15 protein-coding genes are annotated in these 17,145 nt (G+C 48.0%); 9 read left to right on the forward strand and 6 right to left on the reverse strand.

Features of this window, described 5'->3' with window-relative positions:
- Nucleotides 1-7: 7 nt before the first annotated feature.
- The gene (locus tag ACWJJX_RS04230; protein WP_454022754.1) at nt 8-7,465 is read left to right on the forward strand and encodes a beta-ketoacyl synthase N-terminal-like domain-containing protein; all 7,458 of its coding nucleotides are present in this window, start codon (nt 8-10) and stop codon (nt 7,463-7,465) included.
- A 133-nt stretch (nt 7,466-7,598) separates the two neighbouring features.
- Here the strand turns inward: ACWJJX_RS04230 and ACWJJX_RS04235 are convergent, their stop codons facing one another.
- Complete coding sequence (locus ACWJJX_RS04235; protein ID WP_454022755.1) at nt 7,599-8,810, reverse strand: cytochrome P450 family protein; 1,212 nt, start codon at nt 8,808-8,810, stop codon at nt 7,599-7,601.
- Between the two features lie 288 nt (nt 8,811-9,098).
- On the opposite strand from ACWJJX_RS04235, the gene ACWJJX_RS04240 reads away from it, so the two are divergent.
- A complete protein-coding gene (locus ACWJJX_RS04240; RefSeq protein ID WP_174737271.1) occupies nt 9,099-9,533 on the forward strand; it encodes a NucA/NucB deoxyribonuclease domain-containing protein in 435 nt (144 codons plus the stop codon).
- A gap of 59 nt (nt 9,534-9,592) precedes the next feature.
- Complete coding sequence (locus tag ACWJJX_RS04245; protein WP_077722226.1) at nt 9,593-10,348, forward strand: YoaK family protein; 756 nt, start codon at nt 9,593-9,595, stop codon at nt 10,346-10,348.
- 33 nt (nt 10,349-10,381) lie between these two features.
- Here the strand turns inward: ACWJJX_RS04245 and ACWJJX_RS04250 are convergent, their stop codons facing one another.
- Nucleotides 10,382-10,744, reverse strand: coding sequence for a hypothetical protein (locus ACWJJX_RS04250; RefSeq protein WP_007410383.1), 363 nt, complete (start codon nt 10,742-10,744; stop codon nt 10,382-10,384).
- A 192-nt stretch (nt 10,745-10,936) separates the two neighbouring features.
- Nucleotides 10,937-12,265 (reverse strand): S8 family peptidase, encoded by a 1,329-nt coding sequence (locus ACWJJX_RS04255; RefSeq protein WP_454022756.1) that lies wholly within the window; start codon nt 12,263-12,265, stop codon nt 10,937-10,939.
- Nucleotides 12,266-12,442: 177 nt separating this feature from the next.
- Between ACWJJX_RS04255 and ACWJJX_RS04260 the strand changes: the two genes are divergently transcribed.
- The 3 genes from ACWJJX_RS04260 to ACWJJX_RS04270 all read left to right on the forward strand — a co-directional run bounded on the left by ACWJJX_RS04260 (nt 12,443) and on the right by ACWJJX_RS04270 (nt 14,152).
- Nucleotides 12,443-12,676, forward strand: coding sequence for a hypothetical protein (locus ACWJJX_RS04260; protein ID WP_326355222.1), 234 nt, complete (start codon nt 12,443-12,445; stop codon nt 12,674-12,676).
- A gap of 255 nt (nt 12,677-12,931) precedes the next feature.
- Complete coding sequence (locus ACWJJX_RS04265) at nt 12,932-13,639, forward strand: poly-gamma-glutamate hydrolase family protein (RefSeq protein ID WP_003154076.1); 708 nt, start codon at nt 12,932-12,934, stop codon at nt 13,637-13,639.
- A gap of 60 nt (nt 13,640-13,699) precedes the next feature.
- On the forward strand, nt 13,700-14,152 hold the full coding sequence (locus tag ACWJJX_RS04270) for an OsmC family protein (protein ID WP_070081858.1): 453 nt from the start codon (nt 13,700-13,702) through the stop codon (nt 14,150-14,152).
- 13 nt (nt 14,153-14,165) lie between these two features.
- On the opposite strand, the gene erbB is transcribed toward ACWJJX_RS04270, so the two are convergent.
- The 3 genes from erbB to ACWJJX_RS04285 form a co-directional block, all read right to left on the reverse strand.
- Nucleotides 14,166-14,519 carry an SMR family multidrug efflux transporter EbrB gene (gene erbB / locus ACWJJX_RS04275; RefSeq protein WP_454022757.1) on the reverse strand — a complete coding sequence of 118 codons (354 nt, stop codon included), beginning with the start codon at nt 14,517-14,519 and terminating at the stop codon, nt 14,166-14,168.
- Nucleotides 14,520-14,535: 16 nt separating this feature from the next.
- Nucleotides 14,536-14,850 (reverse strand): SMR family multidrug efflux transporter EbrA, encoded by a 315-nt coding sequence (erbA, locus tag ACWJJX_RS04280; RefSeq protein ID WP_003154071.1) that lies wholly within the window; start codon nt 14,848-14,850, stop codon nt 14,536-14,538.
- A gap of 138 nt (nt 14,851-14,988) precedes the next feature.
- Nucleotides 14,989-15,294 carry a hypothetical protein gene (locus ACWJJX_RS04285; RefSeq protein WP_015239898.1) on the reverse strand — a complete coding sequence of 102 codons (306 nt, stop codon included), beginning with the start codon at nt 15,292-15,294 and terminating at the stop codon, nt 14,989-14,991.
- 100 nt (nt 15,295-15,394) lie between these two features.
- Between ACWJJX_RS04285 and ACWJJX_RS04290 the strand changes: the two genes are divergently transcribed.
- From ACWJJX_RS04290 to hfq, 3 genes are all read left to right on the forward strand, one after another.
- Nucleotides 15,395-15,799: a YmaF family protein gene (locus ACWJJX_RS04290; RefSeq protein ID WP_070081859.1), complete on the forward strand. Its 405-nt coding sequence runs from the start codon at nt 15,395-15,397 to the stop codon at nt 15,797-15,799.
- 98 nt (nt 15,800-15,897) lie between these two features.
- Nucleotides 15,898-16,842 (forward strand): tRNA (adenosine(37)-N6)-dimethylallyltransferase MiaA, encoded by a 945-nt coding sequence (gene miaA / locus ACWJJX_RS04295; protein ID WP_015388203.1) that lies wholly within the window; start codon nt 15,898-15,900, stop codon nt 16,840-16,842.
- Nucleotides 16,843-16,881: 39 nt separating this feature from the next.
- Nucleotides 16,882-17,103 carry an RNA chaperone Hfq gene (hfq, locus tag ACWJJX_RS04300; RefSeq protein ID WP_003154064.1) on the forward strand — a complete coding sequence of 74 codons (222 nt, stop codon included), beginning with the start codon at nt 16,882-16,884 and terminating at the stop codon, nt 17,101-17,103.
- The last annotated feature ends 42 nt before the right edge of the window (nt 17,104-17,145 follow it).

A 17,145-nucleotide genomic window follows, 5' to 3' on the forward strand; every position in this document is an offset into this window, starting at 1 on the left:
GACGGCTTTGCAAAACACTGAAGATCTTCTTTACAAACTATTGGCAGGCCAGCTGAAATCTGTCGGATTTTTTACGGAAAACGAAACGCAGCCTGTCATGCAGGGGTTTTACGGCAGGTGGCTGGAAGAAAGCATCTCCATCTTGGTGCAAAAAGGCTTTTTGAAACAGTCTGGCAGTACGTATGTGTTAACGGGTCCGATAGAGCGTGCGGACGTTCTGTGGCAAGAATGGGATGAAAAGAAAGCTCCTTTACTCAAGGACAGCAGCAAACGGGCGATGATCACCTTAGTGGAGACCGCTCTCAGAGCTTTGCCGGATATTTTATCCGGCAGAGTTTCTGCCACTGATGTTCTGTTTCCTGATTCCTCAATGGAATTGGTTGAAGGAATCTATAAAAACAATGAAACGGCAGACTACTTTAATGAGGTGCTCGCTGACACATTGACGGCTTTCATTGAAGAACGCCTGAAAGAAGACCCGAACGCGGAAATCCGGATATTAGAGATCGGAGCGGGGACGGGCGGGACGAGCGCGGCCGTTTTCAAAAGATTAAAAGAGGTCAAACATCATGTGAAAGAATATTGCTACACCGATCTGTCAAAGGCCTTTTTCATGCATGCTGAAAAAGAATACGGTCCCGACAATCCGTATTTGACTTATAAGCGGTTTAATGTGGAAGAGCCCCCGGCTTTGCAGGGTATAGAGGCGGGCGCATATGACGCGGTAATTGCGGCAAATGTGCTTCACGCGACAAAAAATATTCGTCGGACACTTCGCAATGCCAAAGCGGTGCTTAAAAAGAATGGGATTTTGCTATTAAATGAGATCAGCAGCCATTCGGTTTATTCTCATCTGACATTCGGTCTTTTGGAAGGCTGGTGGCTGTATGAAGACGCCAAACTGCGCATTCCCGGATGCCCTGGGCTGTATCCTGAAGCGTGGCAGTCTGCGCTGGAAAGCGAGGGATATCGGTACGTTACATTTATGGCGGAATCGTCACATCACCTCGGCCAGCAGATCGTGGCGGCAGAAAGCGACGGCGTCATCAGGCAAAAGCAGCCGGACGCGCCGGCGGTTGAAGAAATTGCGGCTTCCAAAGAGCCGGCTGATTTCACAGAACCGTCTTTCTCAGTCACAGACCGGACGGTGCAATTCATAAAAGAAACGTTAGCCAAGTCCATAAAGCTTGCTCCCGAGCGCATTCAGCCGGAAACCAGCTTTGAAAAATACGGCATCGACTCCATTTTGCAGGTGAATTTTATCCGTGAACTGGAAACATTGACGGGCGAGCTGCCGAAAACGGTCTTATTTGAACACACGAATACGAAAGAACTTGCCGAGTATTTGCTGGAAACTTACCCGGATAAGCTGCAACAGGCATTCGGAGCCGATCAAGCGCCTCCTGAAACGGAGCATCCGGAACCTGCAATGAATGAACCGGTGCCGCTTGTCACGGAAACGCGGCGATTTATCACTGAACAAAAAGAGCCAAAAGCGCCAAAGCCGGAAACAGAAAACGTCACCGATAATCGCTCAGATCGTGACGACATTGCCATTATCGGCATCAGCGGCCGCTATCCCGAGTCTGAAACCCTCGATGAGCTGTGGGAGCATTTAAAAGCCGGAGACAGCTGTATTACGGAAGCTCCGGAAAACAGATGGAAGTCCGGTCTTCTGAAAACGATGGCAAAAGAAACACGAAAAGAAGAACGCAAAACACGGTACGGCGGATTTCTGAAGCATATTGACGCTTTTGACCATCACTTGTTTGACATCCGGGAAGACCATGTGATGGAGATGACGCCTGAGCTCCGTCTAAGCCTTGAAACCGTATGGGAAACATTTGAAAACGGAGGCTACTCGTTAGAGAGAGTAAACGAATGGCAGGAATCAGACAGCGGAATTGGTGTATTTATGGGCAGTATGTACAATCAATATTTCTGGAATATCCCGTCATTGGAAAAAGCTGCACTCAGCTCTAACGGAGGGGATTGGCATATCGCCAACCGCATTTCCCACTTTTTCAATTTAACGGGTCCGAGCATGGGCGTTACGACCGCATGCTCCAGCTCACTGAGCGCCATTCATCTCGCCTGTGAAAGCCTGAAGCTTAACAGCTGTTCCATGGCGATTGCCGGAGGGGTCAATCTCACGCTTGAACCGTCTAAATATGATGCGCTCGAACGGGCGAATTTGCTTGAGCAGGGAAGTGAAAGCAAAAGCTTCGGAACCGGCACGGGCCTGATGCCGGGAGAAGGAGTCGGAGCAGTGCTCTTGAAGCCGCTCTCCAAAGCGGTTGCCGACAAAGACCATATTTACGGGATCATTAAAAGCAGCGCGTTGTGCCATAGCGGCGGAAGGCAGATGTACACGGCTCCGGATCCGAAACAGCAGGCGAAGCTCATGGCGGCTTCCATTGACAAGGCCGGAATCAATCCGGAAACAATCAGTTATGTTGAATCAGCGGCAAACGGCTCTGTATTGGGAGATCCGATTGAGGTCATTGCCCTGACAAACGCGTTCTCGCAATATACCGATAAAAAACGATTTTGCGCGCTTGGATCCGTCAAGTCAAATCTCGGCCATTTAGAGGCGGCCTCCGGGATGTCCCAGCTCGCGAAAGTGCTGCTGCAAATGGAGCGGGAAACATTAGTTCCAACCATTAATGCAAAACCGCAAAATCCGAATATCGTGCTTGAACAAACGGCCTTTTACCTGCAGGAGAAAACCGAGTATTGGGAGCGTCTGAAGGATGCCGAGACGGGAGACATCATACCGCGGAGAAGCATGATCAATTCCTTCGGGGCAGGCGGGGCATATGCAAATCTCATCGTAGAAGAATATATCAATCCGAATTCTAATCATGCCCGTCACGGCAATGAGGAATATATTTTCCCTGTGTCAGCGAAAACAAAATGGAGTTTTGAAGCCTATCTTGAGAGACTGGCGGCCTTTTTAGAAAAGACGCCATCTCTTCATCCGGCCGCCATCGCATCCGCGCTGCAAAAAAGAACGCATCATCCGGAGTATCGGGCGGCATTTACGGCTGCTTCCGTTCAGGAACTGTCGGAAAAACTGGCCGCTTACCGCATGGATCAGCGGAATCTCAATTTCTCCGATTCTGATATCGGCCGGCGTGCGCGGCAATGGGAAAAAGGAGAGAATATCACGTTTGATCAGTTGCAGCAAGAGCACGCCGTTCATCTGCCGGCCTACGCTTTTGACCACGGGACTTCTTTTCATTTCGGTGAATCAGAAAACGCTGCCGGCGTTCAGGCGGTATACAGTGATGACGACCCATACGTGAAAGGGCATCAATTCAGCGGAGAACCGGTACTCGTCGGCGCTACATATAACAGTCTGGCAGTCGATCATTTTTGTGATCTTTTTCCTGAAGCAGAGGGAGGACATATTAAAAAACTGAATTACGTCAGCCCCATTACCGTAAAAAAAGGCGATCGCATCGAGCTGAAAACAGAATCGAAACAAAACGGGGATGGATTTGAACTGAGCATAATGCACCGCAGCCGCACGTCTCCTGATTGGAGCATAGCGGCGTATGCCGAGTGCAGCCCGTATCCGTTTCAAAAGCAGCACGCGGATCTGGCGGCCATTCAGCGCTCATACCGGGAAGTGGGCCGGATAGATGAGTTATACGGAGACGGAACGGGAACCGTCGTGTGGGGAGAAGAATTTAAAACGATCACCCGCCTGTACAAAGGCACTGATGCCGTTTTAGCGAAAGTGAACCTGAACAATAGCGACTCACAACAAGCGCATCATTATGCCATAAATCCGTTAATCGCCAACAGTGCTTACTTGGCCTCGCTTTCTTTATTGGACCAAACAGAGGCGGAAAGCTATCTGCCGTTCGGCATTAATTCCGTCACCTTCAGCAGCCCGGAAAATCTTACCGATTGCTGGCTGCACATCAAGCTGGCCAAACAAACGGGGGAAATGATTCTGATTAACGCAGATGTCATCAGCAGCCGATCGGAAGTGGTGATGCGTTTTGAAGGCTATGCCCTGAAACGGTTCCGCCCGAAAACCGAACAGATGAATCAGCCGGCCCGAACGGCTGTTAAGAATGCGGGAGCACCGATTTCTGCCGGCAGTCTGACAGATGATATCCGCAGCTACGTCCTTGGCAAGCTCGCCAAGATGATGGATGAACCCGCGTCCTCTCTTCGTTCTGACGCGAATATCATGGAATTGGGACTTGATTCAGCGAGTCTGATCGGGCTGACAAAAGAGATCGGCCAAGAGGCGGACATCGATGTGAATCCAACATTGTTTTTCGAGTATCCGACGGCGGAGGAGCTGACCCGCCACTTCGCGTCAGCATATGAGAGCAAGTTTTCTCAATTGCTTGCCGATCATAAGCATTCAGAAGAGGCTGGGGTCACGGAAACAGAAGAGCGCACTTTACCGAAGAAACAGCATACGCCTTGTGAAAACGCCGATGTCAAGCAAGGAATCGCGATTATCGGTATGTCAGCTCAGTTTCCGCAATCCCCGGATATCCAGTCTTTTTGGGGGCACATCGTAAACGGGGATCGCTGTATTACCGAAATTCCGGCGGACCGCTGGGACTGGCGCCGTTACGCCGGCGATGAGAATGACACGAGTCTCAGATGGGGCGGTTTTATTGACGGTGTCGGAGAATTTGACCCGCTCTTTTTCGGAATTTCTCCTAAAGAGGCATCACAAATGGGGCCGGAGCAGTTTCTGCTTTTGATGCATACATGGAAGGCAATGGAGGATGCGGGCCTGACAAATAAGGCATTATCAAGCAGGACGACAGGCGTTTTCGTTGCCGCGGGCAACAGCGATCCGAACAATGGAACAGCCATTCCGTCCATCATTCCGAACAGGATATCATATGCCTTGAATTTACAAGGACCGAGTGAATATTACGAGGCTGCCTGCACGTCAACGCTGGTGGCATTGCACAGGGCGGTTCAATCAATCCGTCATAACGAATGTGAGCAGGCTGTCGTGGGCGCCGCCAATATTCTGCAATCGCCGAAAGGTTTTATCGGTTTTGACTCAATGGGATATTTAAGCAAAAACGGCCGGGCGAAATCGTTCCAAAAAGATGCGGATGGCTTTGTCAGAAGCGAAGGGGCGGGCGTGATCATCATCAAACCGCTTGAGGCGGCAATTGAAGACGGCGATCATATTCACATGGTCATTAAAGGAACAGGAGTGTCTCACGGCGGTAAAGGCATGTCGCTTCACGCACCGAATCCGGCGGGAATGAAGGCCGCGATGAAAAAAGCGTACGAAGACACCGATGTTGATCCGCAAACCGTCACTTATATTGAAGCGCACGGCATTGCCTCCGAAATGGCAGATGCGCTGGAGTTTAATGCAATCAAAGCGGGTTACGGCGAGTCTGCAAATCAAGAGGAAAGCACGCCTTGTTATATCAGCACCGTGAAACCTTGCATCGGGCACGGCGAACTCGCTTCCGGACTGGCCGCCCTTATAAAAGTAGCGATGGCCATGAAGCATCATACCATCCCGGGCCTTCCCGGATTTACAGCTGCAAATGAGCAAATGGCTATTCAAAAAAGCCGCTTCCGTTTCACCGAAGACAATCAGGAATGGACACAGCTCACCGACCATACGGGCAGACCGATCCCGCGCCGGGCCGCAATTAACAGCTATGGCTTCGGCGGCATGAATGCGCATGTCGTCTTGGAACAGTACAGCCCGAGCCATAAAGACAAAGAATCTGAGCATGACCCGCAGCTTATCGTGCTTTCTGCTAAGAGCGAAGGGCGTCTTAAGGCGGCCGCAGGTCAGCTGGCTGATTTTGTGCAAACTGGAGATACTCCGTCATTGCGGGATATTGCTTATACGCTTCAGACCGGCCGTGAGGCGATGAACTGCCGCTTGGCACTCGTTGCCCGCAATCAAGATGAATTGCTGGAAAAACTGAAAGAGTACAGAGCATTTTCCGAAGAAAGCAATGGAATGAAAAGCTTCTTTACAGGCAGTCAGCAGACTGGATCAGGAGATATCGGCGTTTTACTGGAAGGGACTCTCGGTACAGTCGTCACGGAGACGCTGTTGGCTGAAAACAATCTGGAAAAGCTTGCATTTTGCTGGGTGAAAGGAGCGGATATACCGTGGGACAGACTCCACCAAGGCGAATCTGTTCAAAGAGTGCCGCTTCCGACATATCCTTTTGAACACCACAAGTATTGGAACGGCGGTCAGCCAGAAGAGATCAGCCTTGCACCGGTTTCCCAGGACCCTCAGCTCCGCCGCGAGAGCGCAGCTGACATTGTGGCTGACATTTTGGGGATGAAGGCAGCGGAAATTGATCAAAATAAGCCCCTGACTGAATACGGATTCGATTCAATCTCCTGTATTCAGCTGCTGAAAAAACTTGAGGACGGAGACAGCCGCATCAGTCTGGAAGCTCTTCAGAAATGCAGCACTCTTCAGGAGATCGGCATGCTGTTAAAAACGAACCAACCGCATGAGGCGGGCCGGAATTTTCCCGAACTCGTCAAGCTGAATGAAAGAGAAAAAGGCCGTCCTGTTTTTTGGTTTCACGGCGGAACAGGAGGCGTTGAAGCATACCAGCCATTCGCCAAAAAGAGTCAACGTCCTTTTTACGGCATCCAGGCAAGAGGTTTGACAGGGAAAGAGCCGCTGCAAGGAATCGAAGAGACGGCCGCTTCTTATATGAGAATCATCCAAGCGGTACAGCCGAAAGGCCCTTATGACCTCGGCGGATATTCCTTGGGCGGAATGCTTGCATATGAAACCGCGCGCCTCTTGCAGGAGGAAGGTCATACAGTAAAAAGCGCCGTCATGATCGACACCCCGTACAGTGAAAAATGGAAAGAAAGAAAACCATCTGTTAAGTCAGTCATGCTGCAAACGATCAATACGATGCTTACGGCATATCTTAAGCCTGAAAACCTTGAAGAGGCATTAATCAGCAGAGAAGACATTACCGTCCAGGCTGAGGGAGAAGAAGTATTGAAAGAATTGATCGGCCTTGCCAAAAAGCGCGGTCTGCCAAAATCCGAAGAAGCGATCCGGATGCAGCTGGAGCAAATGATGAAGACGCAGCTCGCTTACGGAATGGAAGAGTATGACATGAAGCCGCTGCCTCATCCGGAAGCGCTGCAATGCTACTACTTCCGTAATAAAAGCGGTTTGTTCCTCGGAGATCTTGAACGTTATCTGACAGCAGAGGAAGAACAAATTCCGTTAGACCATGATGCGTATTGGAAAGAATGGGAACACCAGATGAAACACTTTCACCTGCTGGACGTCCACTCCTCCAATCATGTCACAATGCTGTCGGAACCAAAGCCGCAAAACGCCATTAAGGCATTCTGCGAAAAACTGTACGCAAACAAAGGAACGATAAGCGCAAATTTCCTTAAATCTTTCAGAAAAAAGCTGGACGAAACAAATGAGTTGGTAAAACGGTAATAGAGAACGGCCGGAGCAATCCGGCCGTTTTTTTATACATAGAACTAAATTCATTATGTACTAAATATTTACTATTATATTGATTTCCTGTTTATAAGACATTAAAAAAACCCCCGATAAACAGGGGGCGATATTAAAATCTGACAGGCAATGTTTCAAGCCCTCTCAAAAACACGTTTTTTCTCCATGTTACATCCTCGGGCGCGCCTTTCAGCTCTATATTCGGGAACCGTTTTAAAAGCGAAGTAAAGGCAATGGATGCTTCCATCCGGGCGAGCGGAGCCCCGAGACAAAAATGAATGCCGAATCCAAAAGAGATATGACGGTTCGGTGTTCTCGCTATATTTAATGTATCAGGATCATCGAAATATTCCGGGTCCCGATTGGCTGAACCGATGCCGATAAATATCATATCGCCTTTTTTAATAGAAACATCTTTATAGGTGAAATCTTCAAGCGCCCATCGATTCGCCATCATGATGACGGGAGAGGTGTAACGCAAAAGCTCTTCGACCGCCGTCTGGATATTTTCGGGCTGCCGCTTTATCTTCTCCATCTGGTCTTTGTGCAGAAGAAGCGCCAGGGTGCCGGAGCCGAGAAGGTTAACCGTTGTTTCAAGCCCGGCAACGACTAACAAAAACAGCATGGAATACAGCTCTGATTCACTCAGCTTTTGGCCGTCCTCTTCAGCGTAAATAAGCTTGGTTGTCAGATCTTCAGCCGGATGTTTTCTTTTTTCTTCGATCAGTGTTTTCATATATTGTTTAAATTCTTTGAGAGCCTGGTTGGTCGCATCTTGTCCGCTTTCTGACGTGTCAACCATTGCGTTTGTCCACACTTGAAATTTGGCGCGGTCCTCTTTCGGAATTCCGAGCAGCTCGGAAATGACGATAAACGGAAGCGGTGCCGCGAAATCTCTCATGATATCAGGGTCTGCTTTTTTTTCCATTTCATCCAGCAGCTCTTCTGTGATCTGCTCTATCCCGGTGCGAAGCTGCTCAATCATCCGGGGAGTGAACCCCTGATGCACCAAAGATCGAAGACGTGAATGATCCGGAGGGTCTTTTGCCAGCATATGCTCTGAGACAAAATCGATATCTTCGCTGACATTCAGCTTCGCGATCAGCTCCTTCGGCATGACCCGTTTTACATCTCTCGTAATTCTGCCGTCTTTTAAAAACGCCATACAATCATCATAACGCGTGATGAGCCATGCCGGAAAGGTGCCTCCGAAACGCTGCAGTTCGAATTTATGTATGGGGTCCTGCTCTCTGAATCTGCTTAAAACCGCAAAAGGGTCTTCGTGAAACTCGGGTGAGTGTGGGTGAAACATTGTTTTTTCCATCTGGATTTCCCCGCCTTCATGTTTTTGAAAAGACATAACCAACAGCCGGTGCCTGCCGACCGGACGGCATTCCTCCTTTTATCTGCCGAAGACACTGATCACAACGGCTCATAAGTATGTCTAAAATATATAAGGAAACAGAAGCCGGTTCAATAGATAAATCGTAAAGCCGCCATTTTCGTTAATTATCAACAAAACAGCAAACTTTTTTTGCCAATTCATCATGTGTGTTAAATCCGGCTAATATACATATTTACGCTTCATATCAACTTCTTAAGGAGGATGTGAATGAATGCGTTTATGAAATGGGCGGCAAGTCTGCTTTTGGTGATCTCTCTTCAGTTCGGCCTTACGGGCGCCGGCATCCATTCGGACAGTGCTGCTCGTGCCGCATCCCGATACGATCAGGTGCTGTATTTCCCGCTGTCAAAATATCCAGAGACGGGAAATCATATAAAAGCCGCCATTTCGGCAGGTCATTCTGAGATTTGTACAATTGATCGGGGCGGAGCGGAGAATAGAAGGAAAGAATCATTGAAAGGAATTCCGACAAAGCCCGGGTTTGACCGTGATGAATGGCCCATGGCAGTCTGCACAGAAGGCGGGGCGGGGGCTGATATCAGATATGTAACCCCGTCGGATAACCGCGGGGCCGGTTCATGGGTTGGAAATCAAATGAGCGGCTATTCCGACGGCACGAGAGTATTATTTATCGTTCAGTAACTTCTCCGGTTCGCCGGAGTTTTTTTATGCTTTGAAAAAGCGGCACGCCGGCTGGACATATGAAATGGCAAAGAGTAAACTTATATGTTGGAATCAGCATAAGAAAGGATTGGATCACATTGACAGTGACTACATACCGAAATATTGCACTTTTACTTCTTTGTTTAACAGCGGGAATTGTGGATGTGATCGGTTATTTAAGCCTGGGACATATCTTTACTGCCAATATGACGGGGAATATCGTTCTGTTCGGCCTGGCGATCGGCAATTCATGGCACCTTGCCGTACTCAAATCGTTAACCTCGTTAATCGGATTTATTGCCGGCGTTATTGCCGCGGCCCTGCTTGTGGGCAATAAAAAGAAATCATTCTGGCCCCCTGCGGTAACTGCCGCTTTAGCTATTGAAGGAGCTGTTTTGCTGCTGTTTGCTTTGTTCTCTTGCTTTTTTGCAGATGCCATTTCTGTTTATGTGCTGATTATGCTGCTCAGCTTCGCAATGGGAATGCAGACGACAGCCGCGAGAAAACTTGGTGTAGCGGGGATTTCCACGACCGTATTAACGGGAACGCTCGCTAATTTTTTTGAAGATCTCACCGCAAGGTTTTACAAAGCGGACAAGCGGAAGCAGTTTACGAGAGATGCTGTATTGCGCGCGCTTGCCTTGGTTCTGTATTGCTTTGGGGCGGTCATAGGCGCTTTTGCCGAACCGGATTATAAGTTTGCCGTGATCTGGCTCCCGATTATCATTATTTTAGGCATTATGCTTTGCGCATTCACGATGTTCCACGGATATTCTGAAGAAAAAAACCAATAAAAAAACGCCGCTGATTCAGGGCGTTTTTTCTTTTTATTGCTCTTTCCGGGTCCCGATTGTATACACGGCCCGATCTGTATGTACCTTTAATCCGTCTTGCTCCTTTTGGATGGTAATGTCGCCGAGCAGAGGAATTTCATACGCATCTTGGGGAAGCGGGACATTTCCTTCCTCCGTATAGGTTGTGCCGTGCCCTTTTAAGACGAGTTCTTCATCCGCTACATAGTCATCGGGATGGTTTGTCCGGCGGACGAGAACATCATCAAGGTGAAGCATGATCTGATCCATATCAGAAATCTCGTTTCGGCTGTCTGTCAGCTCTCCTTTTCTGATATCAAGCGTTTGTCCGATCTGTTTTTGCAGCCATTCAGACAATTCGGTGTTTGTAAGTGCCATTGTGATTCCTCCTTTTATCTACACCATACTTATTCCCTATTTTTTTAGAAATACACTGCCTTGCATTGATCTTTTTTTCTGACAGCCGGTTCTGACCTGTTCCGAGTTCCTTCATTATAAATGTTTCATCTATTCACCTGAAAAACGGAGTCATCTGCCGGTGCAGACGACCCCGTTCTCATGATAAAAAGGTTACTCTTTCGGCACGGCGTTTTCGGCGTTCACTGCGCCCGCTCCGTAAATGTTCGGATCTTCATTTGTCCATTGATCCGGACTTTGTTTGATCAATGTTTTCACTTCGTCAGGCGAAAGCTGCGGGTTTTGCTGAAGGATTAAGGCGGCGATGCCCGCACAGATCGGAGTGGCCATGGACGTGCCCGAAAGACTGAAATACAAGGAGCCTACTCGGTTTGATTTCTGTAATTTGTCAAGATATGAACGCGGAGAACGGAGAGATACGATATCGACCCCGGGCGCAAGAATGTCAGGCTTCTCTTTTCTGTACACCGTCGGGCCGCGGCTTGAGAAAGAAGCGACCGTATCGTCCTCATTGCTGGCTGTATCATTGTCATCATAGGCGCCTACCGTGATGACCTTCTCGCTGACACCGGGGCTTGAAATCGTTTGAGCTTCCGGACCGGAGTTGCCCGCGGCGACGCAGACGACGATTCCTTCATTCCATGCCTCTTCAACGGCCTTGACGAGCGGGTCGTCCGTTTCTTTATCATATCTGAGCGCATCTCCGCCCAGTGACATGCTGATGATTCTGATCGGATTCTTTGTGTGTTCTTTATTATATTGTATGCACCATTCCACACCTTCAATGATATCAGCCAAGGTTCCTGATCCTGATTTGTTTAAAACCTTGACTCCGATCAGATCGGCTTCCGGCGCCGGCCCCTGATATTTACCCGAAGATGAAGCGCCGCTGCTTGCGATATCACCGGCGCAATGGGTGCCGTGCCCGTTGTCATCATACGGTTCTGTCTTTTGGTTGACAAAGTCCGCAAATCCGATAATCCTGCCTTCTAAATCGGGATGCTGGTAGATTCCGGTATCAATAACGGCGACGGTTATGCCTTTTCCTGTTAATACGGTGCCGTTACGGGTCACTTCTTTTGCATGAGACGATTCAGCTGCCGTATCAAGGAGAGCTTTTACTTCACGGTTTAAATAGATTTTACGGATATCCCGGCATTGCGAAAGAAGCATGTGAAGGGCGGACGGAGTGACTTCGGCGCTGCAGCAATTGATTGTTTGAAACTGCTTTTTTATAGTGCAGCGTTTTTCTTTTGATAAGACCTGTCCTGTGCTGTGAAAACCGGATTCATGGCAGCCCTCTTCAAATTCAATGATGACTGACATTTTCTTTCTGTTTTTCACCTTTTTTTCGAAAAAATTGTGTAAAAAGCAAGGTGTCCATTTGAAAGGTTTATATAACTGTAATACGTTTTCTCTGAGCGGCCAGTCCAGCTTATGAGCATTTGACCGCACCATTTGTACCATTGAGTAACCAAACATATATACTTTTCCTCCCATTCTGGCGATTCTCTCTATACCATATGAACAGGCCGTATGTTCGGTCAGTTTGTTTGTCCTTCAGGAGAGCTGGTTACTTGCGGTTTTTCAGGAGAAGAAATCAAGTTGGATCAGAACGTTTGTTCGTTTATGATGAATCCGGCGGAAGGAGGTATACACATGAACATCATATTGAGACATTCCTTGGAAAAACAGCTTCCGATTGATATTATATATATGAAAAAAGACGGCTCCATTTCAAAACGGACCATTATGACAAAAAAAGGGGATGAGCGGGCTGTAACGGTATTTTGCTGTACAAAAAGGCAGATGAGAACTTTTTTGACGGGCTCCATTCTGTCCTGCGCATTTGCTTCGGGAGGCGGATATTCATTTTTAAAAGCGTATTCTTGATGCCGTCCGTTTCCGGCCGTGAATCTCCCGCCCCTGAAAATTCGGGCGTTCCTCCCTTTTTTTTTGCCCTCTCTCAACCTTTTTTCACTGATGCCCGGCATTTGAGCGCTTGAACCGTGACAATCCATTGATTTTTCGAAACCGGGAAGTTTTTCACTGATGATAATGTTAATAGAATGTTAAGATAAGACCTATTGACAAAAATCCATATAATGAATATTTCATTTTTCAGAAAGGAGCAAAGAAGGAGAGCTGATGAAAAGAATTTTACTTAATGTCATCATTATCGTAGCAATGGTCTTACTAATAAGATGTGCTCATTATGCGTCAGACCCTGATCCCTCGAATTCTTCTGATACATACACAGATTTTAAAGATCTGGCTGAACATGAAGACCCCGATGATTATCATATATCGTACAATAAGCGAAAGGGGAGCCCCGTATTGATCATGTCGCCGCACGGAGGGAGAATTGAGGGCGGGGTGAGCGAGATCGTCCGCTCTTTCAGGGATGATTATTCAACCTACCTGTTTGAGGGATTAAAAGCGCATGATAACCAGACTCTTCATATTACGAGCACCAAGTTCGATGAGCCTTCAGCAGTCGAAAGCATTAAGCAGCACCATTATGTTATCGCAGTTCACGGTTATAAAGGCGACGAGAAAAATACTCTTGTCGGAGGAAGCGACCGGAAGCGGGCGAAAAAATTGGTGAGAGCTCTCAAACGAAACGGATTTCCTGCAGAATTGGCAACCTCAAAAACCGGTCTGGCCGGGGTTGACACCGAAAATATCAATAACCAGGCTCAAACCGGGCTTAGTATACAGCTTGAGATCAGCAGAGAACAGCGGGAAGCGTTTTTTGATAATTTTGATTACCGCGAAAGGGAATTCACAAAAACGGAGGAATTTTACCGGTTTGTCCGTACGATAAAAAGAGTGATCAATCAAGAGTATTCGTGAGCTTAAAAAAAGACAAACCAGTGAAAGGTGAGTAAACTGAAAAAAAAGGAGGTTTGTCCCTTGGCAAAACATCACTTTTATTTAAAAGCAAATTGGCCCGGAAATCGCAATGACGTCGGCGATATTAAAAGCGGCCGGCTGGAAACGGCTGTGTCCATTCCTAAGGAAATGGACGGACCCGGAGAAGGCACAAATCCTGATGAAATGCTGCTTGGAGCGGCCGCGACCTGTTATATTATAACGCTTGCGGCGATGATGGAAAGAAGCGGTCTGGATAAAGAAGATCTACATATGGAATCTGAAGGAATTGTAGACGTCACGAACGGTGTGTTCACGTACCAGAAAATCATTCACCGCCCGTTTATATTATTAAAGCCGGATGCAGCCGAAACGGACTTTACGCTCGCCAGGAAGTTAGCGCAAAAAGCGGAGTCCTCCTGTATGATTTCACGAGCGATCCAAGGAAACGTGGAGATGGAGCTTGAGGTTGAAGTAAAAGCTGCCCGCGCTTGACGAGTTCAAACGGTCAGCTCCGGGCCGTTTGATTTTTTTTAGCTATTTGAGACTTGGAACGGTTCAGCAGGATGACGCCTGTGATGACAAAAATAAGCCCGATCATCATTTTGGCTGTCATGGCTTCCTTAAAAACAAAAAAGCCGACAATTGCCGTTAAAGCCGTGCCGACACCTGACCATGTCGCGTATGCGGCGGATAAATCAAGGCTTTTCAAAGAGAAGCTCAAAAACATAAAAGAGGCTCCGATTCCGGCAATGACGCCGAGAGCGGGCCATAAGTGCGTAAAACCGTCCGACAGCTTCAGCATCGTGCTTCCGAACACTTCTGATACAATGGCTAATGCCAGGCAGAGTAATCCTTTCATATCATGCTTCTCCTTTCTACCAATTCATCAGAATGACACCGGCTAATAAGAATACAAGTCCGATGACGGCCTGCTTGTCCAGTTTTTCATGAAACCATTTCGCTCCGATAATGGATGCGAGCACCGTTCCGGCTCCGCTCCATGTTGCATAGGATAAGCTGAGCGGAATGAGATTCAGTGTCAGTGAAAGCATATAAAAGGCCAATGAATAGCCTGCCACTACAAGCGCGCTCGGCAAAAACCGCGTAAATCCGCGGGAGACCTTCAGCATGGCCGCGCCGATTGACTCTGATAAAATAGCAATTGTGAGGAAGATATAACCCAGAATCATATCAAATCCCCCTCTCATCATAATCCTTATGCCTTTTGTTTAAGGCAGTAAAATAAAATAATATCCGAACTTTGCCCGCCAAGTCAAGACATTAGGCCTATATAAAAAGGCCCCTGAAAGGAGCCCTTTTTGATTGTCTTAGTAGTAATACGGATAGTAAGGGTAGCCGTAACCTCCGTACAAATACGGATTGAACAAAGCGCTTCCGACAAGCCCCCCGACAAGCCCTCCGACAAACGGTCCGCCGTAAAAACCAAACGGCCGTCCGAACCCGCCAAACCAAGGGCGGCCAAACCAAGGCCGGCCAAAACCAAAACCCGGCCGCCCGAAGCCGAATCCGAATCCGGGACGCCCGAACCCGAAGCCCGGCCGTCCAAACCCAAATCCGGGCCGTCCAAACTGTCTCATATCACTATCTGCTTCGTATGTGTATTCTTCATTCATAATTTAGGTACCTCCAAGAATAAATTTGAGATGATAACAGAGTATTCAGCCCACCAATTTTTGATTGGGCGTTTATCAAAAAATAAAGGAGTGAGCTTTTGTGGGCCTGTATCAGTCCGATTGGTCAAAAAAACCTCCGCACACACACGCATACCGGGCTGTTACGGATGTAGTGCAGGGGCATTACCATGTGATCGAAGGCTTTTCGCAGCCGGAGAACGGCAGCAATACAGATGAGCATACACATTTCTATACGGGCATCACCTCGTTTGAAAACGGCCATTTTCATAGGTATTACGGCATTTCCGGCCCTGCCATCCCGAGGGTTGACGGAACACATTACCATGAGCTTTCAGAGACCACCTTTGCCGCCTACAATGAGCCGATTCAGATCCAGCACGGCGGCGTCGTTTACGATCCGCGGGAGAAAGGACGGAAAACGCACCGCCATACGCTCAAAGGAAAAACGAGAGAGGTTGTCGGAAACGAGCCGATCGGGTGGTAGCGGATGTTTAGCGCTCAGGAAAAAGGGCAAAATGGATAGGTGCCTGAAGAAATGAATGCTATAATTAGGGGGAGATTTATAAAAGAGAGTGATACATATTGAAAAATAAAAAACAGCCTGTCGTCATACTCGTCGGACCGACGGCAGTCGGAAAAACAAAACTAAGCATCGGACTCGCGAAAATGCTGAATGCGGAAATCATCAGCGGAGATTCCATGCAGGTATATAAAGGGATGGACATCGGAACGGCCAAAGTCACCGAAGAAGAGACAGAAGGCGTGCCGCATCACCTGATTGATATTTTGGAGCCGTCCGACACTTTTTCAACGGCGGATTATCAGAAAATGGTAAGGGGAAAAATCACCGAGATTGCCGGTAGAGGAAAGCTGCCGATGATTGTCGGGGGGACGGGTCTGTACATTCAGTCCGTGCTGTATGACTATACGTTCACGGAAAACTCCGGCGACCCTGTATTCCGGGAGCGCATGGAGAAACTGGCGGCTGAAGAAGGGGCGGAAGCGCTTCATGCCAAGCTTGCGGCAGCCGACCCGGAAGCGGCGGCAGCCATTCATCAAAACAATACGCGAAGAGTCATCCGCGCGCTCGAAATCCTGCATGTATCGGGAAAAACAATGTCAGAGCATCTTAAAACCCAAAAACGGGAGCTGCTTTACAATGCGGTTCTTATCGGTCTTACAATGGACAGAGAAGTGCTGTACGGCCGGATTAACGAGCGCGTTGACCTGATGCTGGAAACCGGCCTTCTTGACGAAGTAAAGCGGCTGTATGATATGAATATCCGGGACAGCCAATCGATTCAGGCAATCGGCTATAAAGAGCTGTATGAATATCTTGATGGAAAAGTGCCGCTCCCTCAGGCTGTGGAGCAATTAAAACAAAATTCAAGGCGATATGCGAAACGCCAGCTGACCTGGTTTCGCAATAAAATGCCCGTTTCATGGACAGATATGACGCCGCCTGTTGATATTGAGCAGAAAAAAAAGGAAATTTTCGAGTGCATAGCAGGAAAACTGGAAATTTAATCGAAACAGTATTGTATTGAGAACCAAGGAGGACGAAACATGAAACCGATTAATATTCAAGATCAGTTTTTGAATCAAATCCGAAAAGACAATACGTTCGTCACGGTGTTTTTACTCAACGGCTTTCAGCTTCGCGGCCAGGTAAAAGGCTTTGACAACTTTACCGTTTTGCTCGAAACGGAGGGGAAGCAGCAGCTTATTTATAAACATGCCATCTCCACGTTCGCCCCGCAAAAAAACGTCCAGCTTGAGCTTGAATAGACTTTTTGACAAAGACCATGAACAATGGTCTTTTTCTATGCG

It is taken from the genome of Bacillus sp. YH3-2-B2, from assembly GCF_053663335.1.